The organism is Stenotrophomonas maltophilia, from assembly GCF_900186865.1.
Taxonomy (GTDB): Bacteria; Pseudomonadota; Gammaproteobacteria; order Xanthomonadales; family Xanthomonadaceae; genus Stenotrophomonas; species Stenotrophomonas maltophilia.
Window position 1 is genome coordinate 1800749 of record NZ_LT906480.1, and the last position, 13796, is coordinate 1814544.

A 13796-nucleotide genomic window follows, 5' to 3' on the forward strand; every position below is an offset into this window, starting at 1 on the left:
TGGCGGCGAACGCGCGCTGGATCAAGCGCTGCACTCACCGCCGCGGCTGCGGTTCGCTGGACATCGGCTGCGCGGGCACGATGACCGGTTGCGGTGCCGGAGTGGGCTGCATCGGCGTCGCAGTGGGCGAGGGCATCACCAGCGGTGAGGTTGCAGTCAGCTGCAGCAGCGCTGCCCAGTCCTGCCGGTTGAAGCTGCATTCGTCCTCGCGACCTGGTGTGCAGCCGGGGTCGATGCCGGTGCTGTTGCGTTCGCGTGCCGGAGGCAGCTTGATCAGCCCCGTACGATCCAGCTGCAGCAACCGCATCGCTACGGTGTTCATCACGTTGCCACCGACCAGGTACAGGGTCTGGTCGCCGCCGAGGTTGGCCGCCACCACCACTTCGCAATGCGATTTCCAGTGGCCCACCGAGCCATTGCCCAGTGCCTGCACCAGCCCGCTGTAGCTGAGCGTGGTGCTGCGGTCGCGCAGGAAGCACAGCAGGTCGCCCGGTGCGGGTTTGGCCGTGGCCGGGTCGACCAGCCGGTACGGCACGCCCGAGGGGCCGCCCTGGTAGGCGGCACGGATGTAGTCGATGTGGCGTGGCGACGTATTGAAGCCAGGAACGCCGGACTGCACCATCACCCAGGAAATGAACGCGGCCGACCATGGGTTGTCGATCAGGAAGGCGCGGCAGTCGCTGTCGGTGTAGCGCGTGCCCAACGGCGCCAGGCAGCTGCTGGCGCCCGCGATGCTGCCCATCGCATTGAGCGTGCCGCTGTTGCGCCAGTAGCCGGCCACGCGCTGCCAGGCGATCAGGCCATTGTCTGCCAGGTGATCGCTTTCGGCCTCGGTGACGCTGAGGCTGGCGGCACGGCCTTCACGATCGATGAAGGGCCGGTACCAGAGCCGGTGCTCATTGCAGGCGGTGTTGCGGATGGCCACCGCCAACGGACTCAGGCCGAAGCGGGGCGGAACATCGCAGGCTTCGGCGGCCGCTGCGGACAACGGTGCCGCGGCCAGCAGCAGGCAGGCAGGCAAGAGCATCCGGCGCATGCGCGGCTCCTGTGGGGGATACCTCAGCGTCGCAGCGCTGTCGTGAACGCCGGGTGTGAGAACGGGGTCAGATCCCTTTTCCCATGGACAACGGATCGACCCCCACGCCAGGCCTCAACCCGGCGGCGGGCCCAGCTTCAGCGACAGATCGATGGCCTGCACGTGCTTGGTCAGTCCACCGATGGAGATGCAGTCAACGCCGTCCTCGGCGATCGAACGCAGGCCGCCCAGGCCCACGCTGCCTGACACTTCCAGCGGAATGCGGCCGGCCGTGATGCGCACTGCCTCGCGGCGCAGGTCGGGGCTGAAGTCATCCAGCAGGATGCGCTCGCAACCGGCTTCCAGCGCCTGGCGCAGCTGGGCCAGGTCCTCGACCTCGACCACCAGCGGCAGCGCGGGCCATTGCCGGCGCGCGGCGGCCACCGCCGCGGCCAGCGAACCGGCGGCACGGATGTGGTTTTCCTTCAGCATCACTGTGTCATAGAGGCCGAAGCGGTGGTTGTCACCGCCGCCACAGCGCACTGCGTACTTCTGCGCCAGGCGCAGGCCGGGCAGAGTCTTGCGGGTGTCGAGGATGCGCGTGCCGGTGCCGGCCACCGCCGCCACGTAGCGGGCAGTGGTGGTGGCGGTGCCAGACAGCGTCTGCAGGAAGTTCAGCGAGGTGCGCTCGGCGCTGACCAGGCTGCGGCTGCGCCCGTGCAGCAGGGCCAGCACGGTGCCTGCGGTGACCGCGTCACCTTCGGAGACACGCCATTCGATGCGCACGTCCGGGTCGAGTGCGCGGTGGGTGGCGTCGAACCACGGACGGCCGGCAATCACCCCGTCCTGCTTGCACAGCAGGTAAGCACTGTCGGCCTGGTCGGGCAGCAGGGCGGCAGTGACGTCGCCGCTGCCCAGGTCCTCGGCCAGCGCCCGCGCGACATCGGCGGCGACAACGGCCGCATCCGGCGTCGGCAGCGCGCTCATGCGGCCGGGAAGTCGGCGATCTGGGCGGTCGGGATGGCTTCCTCGGCCAGCAGCACCGGGATGCCGTCGTCAACGCGGAACACCTGCTTGCGGTCGCGGGTGACCAGCGCTTCGCGCAGCGGCTGCGCCAGCGGGTTGCCATCGGCCTTGTTCACCGCGCCGGCGGAAATGGCCTTGTTGAGGGCTTCCAGGCCCTTGCCATCCAGCAGGGACAGGGGCTGGCGGGTGTCCGGCGACACCAGCAGGTCGAGCAGCTTGCGATCCATGGTTCTTCGTCTTGCGTGGAAGATGGCTAGAATACGTCTTTAAGGCAGGTGACGGCCAATGACCCCCAACCCGATCGCGCCGCTTGTCGGCATCGTCATGGGTTCCCGTTCCGACTGGGAAACCATGCAGCACGCCGCCCAGAAGCTTGAAGCCCTGGGTGTTCCGTTCGAAGTGAAGGTGGTGTCCGCGCATCGGACGCCGGATGTGTTGTTCAGTTACGCCGAGCAGGCGGGCCCGCGTGGCCTGCGCGCGATCATCGCCGGTGCCGGCGGGGCCGCCCACCTGCCGGGCATGATCGCCGCCAAGACCGCCGTGCCGGTGCTGGGCGTGCCGGTGCAGTCCAAGGCCCTCAACGGCATGGATTCGCTGCTGTCGATCGTGCAGATGCCGGCCGGCATCCCGGTCGCCACCTTCGCCATCGGCAATGCCGGCGCGTCCAACGCGGCGCTGTTCGCTGCTGCGATGCTGGCCAGCGACCAGCCGGCGATCGGCCAGGCGCTCGACGCCTTCCGTGCACGCCAGACCGAAGACGTGATGGCCCACGACGATCCGCGCCAATGAGCCTGACCGTCGGCATCCTGGGCGGCGGCCAGCTCGCCCGCATGATGGTCCTGGCCGGTGCGCCGCTGGGACTGCGCTTCCAGCTGTACGACCCGGCGGCCGACGCCTGCAGTGGCCCGCTGGCGCCGCTCACCGTCGGTGCCTTCGATGACCGCCACGCGCTGGCGGAATTCGCCGCCAAGGTCGATGTGGTCACTTTCGATTTCGAGAACGTGCCCGCAGACAGCGCGCAGTTCCTGGCCGACCGCGTGCCGGTCTATCCGCCGCCGGCCGCGCTGGCGGTGGCCCAGGACCGGTTGAGCGAGAAGACCCTGTTCCAGCAGTTGGGCATCCCGCTGCCGGCCTTCGCTGATATCCGCAGCCGTGACGAGCTGGCTGCGAAGGCGGCTGAGTTTGGCCTGCCGTGCATCCTCAAGACCCGCCGCCTTGGTTATGACGGCAAGGGCCAGTTCCGCCTGCGCAGCGAGGCCGACATCGACGCCGCGTGGGATGCACTGGGCGCGCAGGTCGAGCGTACCGGCCTGATCCTGGAAGGCTTCGTAGCGTTCCAGCGCGAGGTCAGCGTGGTCGCCGTGCGTGGCCGCGATGGCAGCTTCGAAGCCTGGCCGGTCACCGGCAACTGGCATGTCGACGGCGTGCTGTCGGCCAGCGTGGCACCGGCTGTGCTGTCCGATGCCGAGCAGCAGGCCGCGATCGGCTATGCCCGCCGTGTCGCCGAGCACCTGCAGTACGTCGGCGTGTTCGCGCTGGAGCTGTTCTGTCGCGATGGCGAGCTGTTGGCCAACGAGATGGCGCCGCGCGTACACAACTCCGGCCACTGGACCATCGAAGGCAGCGAGACCTCGCAGTTCGAGAACCATCTGCGTGCCGTGCTGGGCCTGCCGCTGGGCAGCACCCGCATGCTCGGCCACGCCTGCATGCTGAACTGGCTGGGCGCGATGCCGGACCCGGCACCGGTGCTGGGCCAGGCCAGCGGCCATTGGCACGACTATGGCAAGGAGCCGCGCGAAGGCCGCAAGGTCGGCCACGCCACGTTGCGCGATGACGATGCTGCCGCGTTGGCCGATGCGCTGGAGCAGGTCGGCCTGGAGCTGGATCGCCAGGCCCAGGTGGCGCCGGCGGTGCACGCGTTGCGCAATCGCTGAGCCCGGTAGTGCCGGCCGCTGGTCGGCAGTGCAACGCTGTGAAGCGCCGGTGCAGGCATCGGCGCAACATTCCCGGTGGTAGCGTGGAGCTCCTTTCACAGGAGTCACCCCCATGCTCGACTGGAATGCCTACCGCAAGGAACTGAAGGGCCGTATCGGTGAGATCGGCAAGCTCTCACCGGATACGGTCAAGGGCTACGCCACCCTGGCTAACGCTGGCGCGCAGACCAACCACCTCGATGCGAAGACCCGCGAGCTGATCGCGTTGGCGGTGGCGGTGACCACCCGCTGCGACGGCTGCATCACCGTGCACGTGGATGCAGCGCTGAAGCATGGTGCCAGCCGCGAGGAAATCGCCGAGGCGCTGGGCGTGGCGGTGTCGCTCAACGCCGGTGCGGCGCTGGTGTACTCGGCGCGGGTGATGGATGCGGTGGCCGCGCACGAGAACGCGTGAAGCCACGCTCTGCTTTCCGGTAGTGCCAGCAGCTGGCCGGCAGATTCGCCATCTCTGTACACCGATGGGGATGCCGGCCAGCGGCCGGCACCACCCCGGGGCGGAGCCGTTGCCTCAGCGTAGCTGGCTCTCAGCGAATTCCCAGTTGACCATCTGCCAGAACGCGTCCAGATAGCGCGCGCGATCATTCTGGTAGTCGGTGTAGCAGGCGTGCTCCCAGACATCGCAGCACAGCAGCGGCGTGCTTTCACCCGTCAGCGGCGTGCCGGCATTGCGGGTCGCCTGGATGCCCAGCTGCCCGCCCGGATGCTGCACCAGCCACACCCAGCCGGAGCCGAACAGGCCCAGTGCGGTACGGTTGAATTCCTCGCGCAGGCGCTGCACGTCGCCGAACTGGCGCTTCACCAGCTCGCCCAGGCGGCCCTGCGGTTCGCCACCGCCACGCGGTCGCAGGCACTGCCAGTAGAAGCCGTGGTTCCACGCCTGGGCGGCCGCATCGAACAGCTTGCCCTGGGCCTGGCGGACGATCTCTTCCAGTGACGCGTCTTCCCACTCGGTGCCGAGGATGCCGGCATTGACCGCATCCACGTAGGCGCGATGGTGACGGCCGTGGTGCAGCTCCAGGGTCTGTGCGGACAGGTGCGGCTGCAGGGAGCCGGAAAGGTAGGGCAGGGCAGGCAATTCGACAGGCATGGACAGGTTCGTGGCCAGAGGGGCGGCGGCAGCCGGTTCCATCCGCTTACAATGGCGGCTACCGTGGGCAGTCTAGCCGACCACCGCGGTCGGTTTGTCCGGCGAAGCAAGGAGTGAGGTTGTGGCGGTAATGCAGCAAATCCAGGCCGAGGTCGATCGTTACCCGCTCGTGCTGTTCATGAAGGGTACCCCGCAATACCCGATGTGCGGTTTCTCCAGCCGCGCCGTACAGGCGTTGATGGCAGCCGGCGCGGTCACCCTGCGCACCGTCAACGTGCTGGAAGAACCCGAGATCCGCGCCAACCTGCCGCGGTTCTCCAACCTGCCGACCTTCCCGCAGCTGTTCATCAATGGAGAGCTGATCGGCGGCTGCGACATCGTCCTGGAACTGTTTGAAGCCGGCGAGCTCAAGCGCATCGTCGAAGAGGCGACCCAGGGATGAGTGCCTGGCCATCGACGTCACCGACCAAGGGGGCGCTCGATGGCCGCCCGTTGCAGGATCGCGTGGTGCTGGTTGCCGGCGCCGGCGGTGGGCTGGGCAGTGCGGCGGCCGTTGCCGCCGCCGCCGCCGGGGCCACCGTGGTCCTGCTGGGCCGCAAGCCGCGCCGCCTGGACCGTGTCTACGCCCAGGTCCAGGCCGTCGGCCCGGAACCGCTGCTGTATCCACTGGATCTGGAGGGTGCGGGCCCCGACGACTATGCCGAACTGGCCCAGGCCCTGCAGCGCGAGCTGGGGCGCCTGGATGGAATGCTGGTCTGTGCCGCCCATTTCCCCGGATTGACCCCGTTCGAACTGGCCGACCCGGCCAGTTTCGCCCGTGCGGTGCATGTCACCCTCACTGCCCCGGCGTGGCTGGCCCAGGCCTGCCTGCCGCTGCTGCGGCAGCGCGACGACGCGGCCCTGGTGTTTGCGGTCGATGCCTCCGAACGGGTGGGGCAGGCCTATTGGGGGGGATACGGTGTGGCCCAGCATGGCCTGCGCGGGCTGATCACCAGCCTGCATGACGAACTCGGCCGCAGCCCGGTGCGGGTCAGCGGCCTGTATCCGGGCCCCCTGCGCACGGCGCTGCGCGCCAGGGCCTATTCCGTCGACCAGGACCCGGCCGCCCGGGGCCCGGAGGCCGCCGCTGCGGCGGCCGTGACCCTGCTGTCCAGCGCTGGGCTTGCCTGGCGGGGCCGGATTCTCGACGCCAGTGAGGCGCCCCTGCCGGAATGAGGCCGGGGGAAAGGTGGAGTGAAGATCCCGTCACGATTGCGTTGCGATCCGGTGCCGTTTGTCGCACAACCGTCACATTGATGGCGTAGCGTGTTAATCTAGTGTTAACCGTTGTGGCTGCCTTCAGCCAAGCGGTAGGGAACCCCAGATAAATCTCCGACCAGCCACCCGCAGGGCTGTTTGGATGCGCTTTTTTTCCGCCATCGCCAACTCGCATCGAGGCTACCGAAAAATGACCCACCCACTCCGGATGTCCAAGCTCACCCTTGGTCTCGTGGCTGCGCTCGCCGCCGCTCCCGCCTTCGCCCAGAGCACCTCTGCCGGTGTCGGCGGCCAGGTGATGTCCGCCGCAGGCCAGCCTGTCGCCGGCGCTGAAGTCACCATCACCCACACCGAGTCGGGCACCGTTTCGCGTGCCACCACCGATGCGTCGGGTCGATACAACGCGCGCGGCCTGCGCGTGGGTGGTCCGTACACCATCACCATCACCAAGTCCGGTGAAGGCACCAAGACCGAAGAGGGTGTCTACCTGAACCTGAACCAGGTCAACACCGTCAACGCCAACCTGGGCGGTGACCTGGCTGCGACCAACCTGGACGCGGTGAACGTTGTTGCGACCGCCGGCGGCCTGGACCTGTTCAGCGCCAACAAGATGGGCACTGGCAGCAACGTGACCCGCGAAACGATGGACGCGCTGCCGTCGGCCAACCGCAACATCCAGGACTACATCCGCCTGGACCCGCGCATCTCGCAGGTCAGCAAGGCTGACGGCGCGATCTCGGCCGGTGGCCAGAACACCCGCTACAACGCCATCCGCATCGACGGCATCAGCGCCTCCGATCCGTTCGGCCTGGGCTCCAACAACCTGCCGACCGAGCGTCAGCCGGTGTCGATGGATGCCATCCAGGAAATCAACATCGACCTGGCCAACTACGACACCACCATCGCCGGCGGTACCGGTGCGGTGATCAACGCCGTGACCAAGTCGGGTACCAATGAGTTCCACGGCACCGTGTACGGTTCGTACCGCGACAAGGACATGATCCGTACGCGCCTGGAAGGTGACACGACGGACTTCAACGGCTTCAAGGACGAGAAGACCTACGGCATGACCCTGGGCGGCCCGATCGTCAAGGACAAGCTGTTCTTCTTCACCAACTATGAAAAGTACGAGCGTAGCGGCGGCGGCGTGAGCCTCGGCGAAACCCCGTACAACAAGCCGAACGGCATCAGCGACGCCGACATCGCCCGCGTGCAGAAGCGCATGTCCGACCTGGGCTACCCGGTTGGCGGCATCGGCGCGCTGGACAACAAGACCTCGATCGAAGAGTACGCGATCAAGCTCGACTGGAACATCAACGAGAACCACCGCGCGGCCCTGCGCTACAACAAGATGAAGCAGGACGTCGTCCGCTTCCCGCAGGTCAACAAAAGCGCCATCTCGCTGAGCGACTTCTGGTACACCCAGCCGACCCAGTACGAAACCTGGATGGGTGAACTGTTCAGTGACTGGTCCGAGAACTTCTCGACCGAGTTCAAGGTTTCGCACAAGGACTACTCGTCCAACCGCGTTGCTGCCTCGCACCTGCCGCAGATCCGCGTGCGCTTCGGCAACAACTCGCTGTACCTGGGTACCGAGCAGAACACCCACACCAACATCGTCGAGTCGAAGGAACTGAGCGCCTTCGGTGCCGGTACCTGGTACATCGGTGACCACACCGTCAAGTTCGGTTTCGATTACACCGACAACGACCTGATGAACTTCTACGGCCGCAACCTGTACGGCGCGTACGAGTTCGCCGATCTGGCTGCGTTTGAAGCCGGTACCCCGTCGGCCTACCAGGTGCGCGTCCCGCGCGCCGGCGGCAGCGTTGACGACATTCCGGCCAAGTTCCACCTGAAGAACACCGGCCTGTTCATCCAGGACACCTGGGCGATCAACTACAACCTGAGCCTGATGTTCGGTATCCGTATCGACATGCCGGACTTCAGCACCCAGCGCCTGTACAACCCGCGCATCGAACAGCTGTACGGCTTCAACAACACCCAGCTGGTCGACAAGAAGCTGTTCCAGCCGCGCGTCGGCTTCAACTACACCTTCGACACCGATCGTCCGACCCAGCTGCGCGGTGGCGTTGGCCTGTTCGGCGGCGCTGCTCCGAACGTGTGGCTGGCAGGTGCCTACCAGAACACCGGCCTGAACTACTCCGAGTACAACCTGACCCGCAACCCGGGTGGCTTCAGCTTCGACGCCGACAACCCGTACATCCCGAACCCGTCGCTGGCCTCGGCCCGCCAGAACGTTGACCTGATCGCTCCGGGCACCCGTCTGCCGTCGGTGTGGAAGGCCAACCTGGCGTTCGACCACGAGCTGCCGTGGTACGGCATCGTGGCGTCGGCTGAAGTGCTGTTCACCAAGGTCAAGGATGGACTGTACTTCGACCGCCTGGACGTGATGACCCCGAATGCCAACCGTTCGGTCGGTCAGGACGGTCGCGCGCTGTACTGGAACGACTACGGCATGAATGGTGCCAATGCCGGCCCGAACGGCATGCAGGCTGGCCAGAAGAATGGTCGCGCCTGCTCGGCGACCGATCGGACCTGCCCGGGTGACCGCGTCAACCGTCCGGGTGACATCGGCGACGTGATCCTGCTGCGCAATACCGACAAGGGTCGCGGTTCGCAGGCTACCTTCTCGCTGGCCAAGCCGCTGACCGAGAACTGGGGCTGGTCGCTGGGTTACACCTACACCCAGTCCAAGGAAGTGAGCCCGCTGTCCAGCTCGCAGAACACCTCGAACTGGAACAACACGCTGAGCCTGAACGCCAACGACAACGTTGCGTACAACTCGCGCTACGCGATCAAGGACCGCATCACCGGTACCCTGGAGTGGAAGCACAACTTCTTCGGTGACAACGCCACCCGCGTTGGCCTGTTCTATGAAGGCCGTTCGGGCCGTCCGTACAGCTACGTCTACTACAACGACGTGAATGGCGACGGTGCCGGTACCAACGACCTGTTCTACGTGCCGAAGGGCCCGGGTGACGTGATCTTCACCGGCGGCGCCGACATGGAGAAGAAGTTCTTCGAATGGCTGGCGCAGAATCCGGAACTCGAGGCCTACCGTGGCAGCGTGGTCCCGGCCAACTCGCACCGTGCCAAGTGGGTCAACAGCTTCGACGTCCGTATCAGCCAGGAATTCCCGGGCTTCGTGAAGGGTCACAAGGGTGAAGTCGCCCTGGACATCATGAATGTCGGCAACCTGCTGAACAAGAAGTGGGGCCTGATCGACGACTACGGCTTCTACGCCACCCGTCGCGTTGCCAACTACTCGGGTATCGACCCGGCTACCGGCAAGTACCTGTACAACTTCACCGGCCGTACCGACAATTCCTCGATCCAGGAAAACAATAACGACAAGGGCAACACCGCCGTGTCGCGTTGGTCGATGCAGCTGACCCTGAAGTACAAGTTCTGATCCTTCAGGGCTTGAAGCAGTAAGTAGAACGGCCGGGGAAACCCGGCCGTTTTCCGTTCAGGCGAAAGTCCTTGCAGGCCACTCTGCATCGGCGTAGCATCCAGAAATGTGCGCGGTGCCAACGCCGCCGATGCGGTCCCGGAAAGGCGAACGCGGGGAGCACACATCCAACGGTCGGGCTTCCCGGCCGTTTTGCTTTTTAAGGGGGCGGCAGTACAGTCGGAAACCTTGAAGGAAGCAAAAAATTGGACATGACCACGAACGAAAAATCAGCCCGCGCACTGCCGGTGCAGGACGCGCGGATCTACCCGCGCGGTGGGCTGGATGTGCTGTCGCGGGCCGAAGTGGCCCGCCTGCGCGATGCCTCTGCCGGCGGCATGCACGAGCTGCTGCGCCGCTGCGCGCTGGCCGTGCTGACCAGCGGCAGTGCCTCTGACGATCCGCGCGCGGCGCGCGATCTGTATCCCGATTTCGACATCCAGGTGGCGCAGCAGGATCGCGGCGTGCGCATCGACCTGGTCAACGCACCGGCCATGGCCTTCGTCGATGGCGAGATCATCCGCGGTGTTGCCGAACTGCTGTTCGCCGTGGTGCGTGACCTGGCCTACATGGCCATCGAGATGGGCCCTGCCTACGCGGCCGAGCTGGAGTCGTCCGAGGGCATCACCAACGCGGTGTTCGGCCTGCTGCGCAATGCGCGCATCCTCAACCCGGGTGACCCGAACCTGGTGGTGTGCTGGGGCGGCCACTCGATCTCGCGCGACGAGTATCTGTACACCAAGCAGGTGGGCTATGAACTGGGCCTGCGCGGCCTGGACATCTGCACCGGCTGCGGCCCGGGCGCGATGAAGGGTCCGATGAAGGGTGCCACGATCGCACATGCCAAGCAGCGCCGTACCGTGACGCGCTACATCGGCCTGACCGAGCCGGGCATCATCGCCGCCGAGTCGCCGAACCCGATCGTCAACCACCTGGTGATCATGCCGGACATCGAGAAGCGCCTGGAGGCCTTCGTCCGCATCGGCCACGGCATCATTGTGTTCGCCGGTGGCGTCGGTACCGCCGAGGAGATCCTGTACCTGCTCGGCATCCTGCTGCGCGAGGAAAACAAGGACCTGCCGTTCCCGCTGATACTGACCGGACCGACCGTGGCGGCGCCGTACTTCGAGCAGATCGACCGCTTCATCCGCCTGACCCTGGGTGACGCGGCCGCCGAGCGCTACGAGATCATCATCGGCGACCCGGTGGCGGTGGCGAAGAAGATGGCCAATGGCATCAAGCGCGTGCGCGAGCACCGCCTGGCGCAGAAGGACTCGTTCTTCTTCAACTGGTCGATCGAGATTCCGTGGGAGTACCAGCAGCCGTTCGTGCCCACCCACGAGGCGATGGCCGCATTGGACCTGCACCACGGGCGTGCGCCGCATGCGCTGGCGGCCGACCTGCGCCGCGCGTTCTCGGGCATCGTCGCCGGCAACGTGAAGGAAGACGGCATGCGTCGCATCGAACAGTTCGGACCGTTCCAGATCCATGGCGACCCGGACATGATGCAGGCGCTGGACGCGTTGCTGCGCGCTTTCGTCGAGCAGCGCCGGATGAAGATCTCCGGCGAATACCAGCCCTGCTACCAGGTGCTGGCCTGAGCCCGGGCCGGTGCGATGGGGATCGCGCCGGCCGGGGTGGGAAGGTGCGGGTCGTCAAGGCTTTGACGCCCGTCGCCCTGGATTGACCGTTCATCCTGCCGCCGCTTGCTGGTGGCGGGACGATGGCCCATCGTGGCCACCAACACGCTGGGGAGCGTCCAATGTCTTTGCGCCGGCAAAACGGCTTCACGCTGGTCGAGTTGATGATCACGCTGGTCATCCTGGTCATTCTGGCCAGCATCTCCTATCCCAGCTTCCGCACCGCGATGCGCTCGAACCGGCTGACCACCACCAACAACGAGGTGATCGGTCTGTTGTCGCTCGCTCGCAGCGAGGCCATCCGCAACCGCCATGGTGGCGGGGTGTGCGGCAGCAGCAACGGCACGTCCTGCGATGGTGAGTGGAGCAAGGGCATGCTGGCCTGGGGCGACGCCGATGGCGATGGCTCAGTCAGCGGCAGCGAAAGCGTGCTGCGCTTCTCCAAGGGCAGCAGCAGCCTGGCGGTCGAGGCTCCCAGCCCAACCGTCATCACCTTCGATTCCCAGGGACGCCGCCGCGCGTCCGCCGACCAGGTCGTGAGCCTGGTGCCGCAAGGCTGCAAGACGGGTGACCCCATGCGGACCCTGACCGTCCTGTTCTCCGGCCAGGTCCGCTCCACCGCAGGAACCTGCAAATGAAACGTCGTCGTTCCGGCATGGGCGGGCCTGCCCGCAGTCGTGGCTTCAGCCTGATCGAGGTGCTGATCGCGCTGCTGGTGCTGGCGTTCGGCCTGCTTGGCTTTGCGCTGCTGCAGACCATGAACGTGCGGTTCGTGCAGAGCGCCAGCCAGCGCACCCAGGCCACCAGCCTGGCCTACGATCTGATCGAGCTGATGCGCGTACAGCGCAGCGAAACCCTCAACGGTGGCGAATACACCAAGGCCTCCTTCACTGCCGGCTCGGTCACCGCGCCGGCTGGCCCCTGCACCTGGCCCAACAGTGCCGACGTGACAGCCTCCAAGGCGAACGTGGCGCGCTGGCAATGCCAGGTCGTCAAGGTGCTGGGAGGCAAGGCCAGCGCCAACGTGACCGTCAATGATGGTCTGGTCACGGTGGGCATCGGCTGGGGAGACGAGCGATGGAACGCAGCCAATCCCGACAGCATCACCACGTTCACCCTGGTTACCCGTCTATGAAGCGCGCGCCTTCCGCTGCCAGCCATGCGGCTGGCCTCTCGCTGGTTGAACTGCTGATCTCGCTGGTCATCGGCCTGGTGCTGATGCTGGGCGTGACCCAGATCTTCATGGCTTCGCGGGCGGCCTCGCAGCTGTCCGAAGGTGTCGCGCGCACCCAGGAGAACGCCCGATTCGCATTGGAGTTCCTCGAGCGCGACATCCGGATGGCCGGGCACATGGGCTGCGTGAATGACCAGGCGCACCTGGTGCGCGCCCAGGACAGTGTCAAGGTCAACATTGCCGGCGTGAAGTCGGGTGATGGCAGCCCGATGGACTTCTCGGTGCCGATCCAGGGTTACGAGGCACAGGGCACCGCGCCTGGCAACAAGCTGACCCTCGGCGCAAGCTGGGGGGCTGCCGGCAGCACGCCGTCGGCGATCACCAATCTGAAGCCCAAACCGCTTGGCGGCAGCGACATCATCGTGATGCGCTACCTTGCGCCGGAAGGCTCGCCGGTGCTGTCCATCGGCTCCGGTACTTCGCCGGACATCACGATCGCCAGTGACGCGGCGGCCCGCCTGTCGGCCGGTGCCGTCACCACGCCCTCGGCGTTTGCCGTGGCCGATTGCAGCAAAGTGGACGTGTTTGCGGGAAAAATCGCCGGCAGCACGATCACGGCCAGCAAAGCCGATCTCTCGGCGTATTCGGCCAACAACGCGGTGACCATGGTCTATCGGGTGGAATCGATGGCGTACTACGTGGCAACGAATACCGCCGGCGAACCCGCGCTGTACCGCGCGCGTGGCGCTGGCGACAACACGTTCGCCACCGGTGAGGAGCTGGTGGAGGGCATTGAGAGCCTGCAGTTCCTCTACGGCCAGGATACCGAGACGGCGATCAGCAGCACCGCGCCGCCGACCGGGGTAATCGCCTTCCAGAAGACTGCCAGCGGGGTCAGTACCGGTACCGATGCCGCCGCTGTCGCTGCGTGGCGACGGGTTGGCCTGGTGCAGTTTGGACTGCTGGTGCGCAGCCCGCAGCGCGCCGCGGCCGAGCAGGCCAATACGGCCGTGGCCCAGCTGGGCGTGCTCGGCGTTGGCTTCAATCCGCCCACGACCTACGACGATCGTTACCGTGCCTCCTACGAGGTGTCCGTGGCACTGCGCAACCGACTGTTCGGGAACTGAC

Annotated in this window: 14 protein-coding genes; 10 read left to right on the top strand and 4 right to left on the bottom strand. The window is 66.3% G+C overall.

Going from position 1 to position 13796, the window contains the following annotated elements; translation table 11 throughout:
- Window positions 1-34: 34 nt before the first annotated feature.
- From CKW06_RS08610 to CKW06_RS08620, 3 genes are all read right to left on the bottom strand, one after another.
- The gene (locus CKW06_RS08610; protein ID WP_005412807.1) at window positions 35-1036 is read right to left on the bottom strand and encodes a DUF2272 domain-containing protein; all 1002 of its coding nucleotides are present in this window, start codon (window positions 1034-1036) and stop codon (window positions 35-37) included.
- A gap of 114 nt (window positions 1037-1150) precedes the next feature.
- On the bottom strand, window positions 1151-2002 hold the full coding sequence (gene nadC / locus CKW06_RS08615; protein ID WP_005408846.1) for a carboxylating nicotinate-nucleotide diphosphorylase: 852 nt from the start codon (window positions 2000-2002) through the stop codon (window positions 1151-1153).
- Window positions 1999-2268 (bottom strand): Trm112 family protein, encoded by a 270-nt coding sequence (locus CKW06_RS08620; RefSeq protein ID WP_005408847.1) that lies wholly within the window; start codon window positions 2266-2268, stop codon window positions 1999-2001. The genes nadC and CKW06_RS08620 overlap by 4 nt, the downstream gene beginning before the upstream one ends.
- 58 nt (window positions 2269-2326) lie before the next feature.
- On the opposite strand from CKW06_RS08620, the gene purE reads away from it, so the two are divergent.
- The 3 genes from purE (at window position 2327) to CKW06_RS08635 (ending at window position 4429) form a co-directional block, all read left to right on the top strand.
- The gene (gene purE, locus CKW06_RS08625) at window positions 2327-2830 is read left to right on the top strand and encodes a 5-(carboxyamino)imidazole ribonucleotide mutase (RefSeq protein ID WP_005412808.1); all 504 of its coding nucleotides are present in this window, start codon (window positions 2327-2329) and stop codon (window positions 2828-2830) included.
- The gene (locus tag CKW06_RS08630) at window positions 2827-3975 is read left to right on the top strand and encodes a 5-(carboxyamino)imidazole ribonucleotide synthase (RefSeq protein WP_024956581.1); all 1149 of its coding nucleotides are present in this window, start codon (window positions 2827-2829) and stop codon (window positions 3973-3975) included. Before purE ends, CKW06_RS08630 begins: the two co-directional genes overlap by 4 nt.
- A gap of 112 nt (window positions 3976-4087) precedes the next feature.
- Window positions 4088-4429 carry a carboxymuconolactone decarboxylase family protein gene (locus CKW06_RS08635; protein WP_019659022.1) on the top strand — a complete coding sequence of 114 codons (342 nt, stop codon included), beginning with the start codon at window positions 4088-4090 and terminating at the stop codon, window positions 4427-4429.
- A gap of 114 nt (window positions 4430-4543) precedes the next feature.
- Here CKW06_RS08635 and CKW06_RS08640 read toward each other — a convergent pair whose 3' ends face one another.
- The gene (locus CKW06_RS08640) at window positions 4544-5122 is read right to left on the bottom strand and encodes a superoxide dismutase (RefSeq protein WP_024956582.1); all 579 of its coding nucleotides are present in this window, start codon (window positions 5120-5122) and stop codon (window positions 4544-4546) included.
- Window positions 5123-5243: 121 nt separating this feature from the next.
- Here CKW06_RS08640 and grxD point away from each other — a divergent pair, with 121 nt between their 5' ends.
- From grxD to CKW06_RS08675, 7 genes are all read left to right on the top strand, one after another.
- Window positions 5244-5564 carry a Grx4 family monothiol glutaredoxin gene (grxD, locus tag CKW06_RS08645; RefSeq protein WP_005408852.1) on the top strand — a complete coding sequence of 107 codons (321 nt, stop codon included), beginning with the start codon at window positions 5244-5246 and terminating at the stop codon, window positions 5562-5564.
- Window positions 5561-6337: an SDR family NAD(P)-dependent oxidoreductase gene (locus CKW06_RS08650; protein ID WP_024956583.1), complete on the top strand. Its 777-nt coding sequence runs from the start codon at window positions 5561-5563 to the stop codon at window positions 6335-6337. Before grxD ends, CKW06_RS08650 begins: the two co-directional genes overlap by 4 nt.
- Window positions 6338-6569: 232 nt before the next feature.
- The gene (locus CKW06_RS08655; protein WP_024956584.1) at window positions 6570-9815 is read left to right on the top strand and encodes a TonB-dependent receptor; all 3246 of its coding nucleotides are present in this window, start codon (window positions 6570-6572) and stop codon (window positions 9813-9815) included.
- A 251-nt stretch (window positions 9816-10066) separates the two neighbouring features.
- The gene (gene ppnN / locus CKW06_RS08660) at window positions 10067-11455 is read left to right on the top strand and encodes a nucleotide 5'-monophosphate nucleosidase PpnN (protein WP_005408855.1); all 1389 of its coding nucleotides are present in this window, start codon (window positions 10067-10069) and stop codon (window positions 11453-11455) included.
- Window positions 11456-11616: 161 nt separating this feature from the next.
- Entirely contained in the window at window positions 11617-12132 is a 516-nt protein-coding gene (locus tag CKW06_RS08665) for a GspH/FimT family pseudopilin (protein WP_005408856.1), read from the top strand.
- Window positions 12129-12629 carry a type IV pilus modification protein PilV gene (gene pilV / locus CKW06_RS08670; protein WP_005408857.1) on the top strand — a complete coding sequence of 167 codons (501 nt, stop codon included), beginning with the start codon at window positions 12129-12131 and terminating at the stop codon, window positions 12627-12629. Before CKW06_RS08665 ends, pilV begins: the two co-directional genes overlap by 4 nt.
- Window positions 12626-13795 carry a PilW family protein gene (locus CKW06_RS08675; protein WP_005408858.1) on the top strand — a complete coding sequence of 390 codons (1170 nt, stop codon included), beginning with the start codon at window positions 12626-12628 and terminating at the stop codon, window positions 13793-13795. The genes pilV and CKW06_RS08675 overlap by 4 nt, the downstream gene beginning before the upstream one ends.
- Window position 13796: the final 1 nt, after the last annotated feature.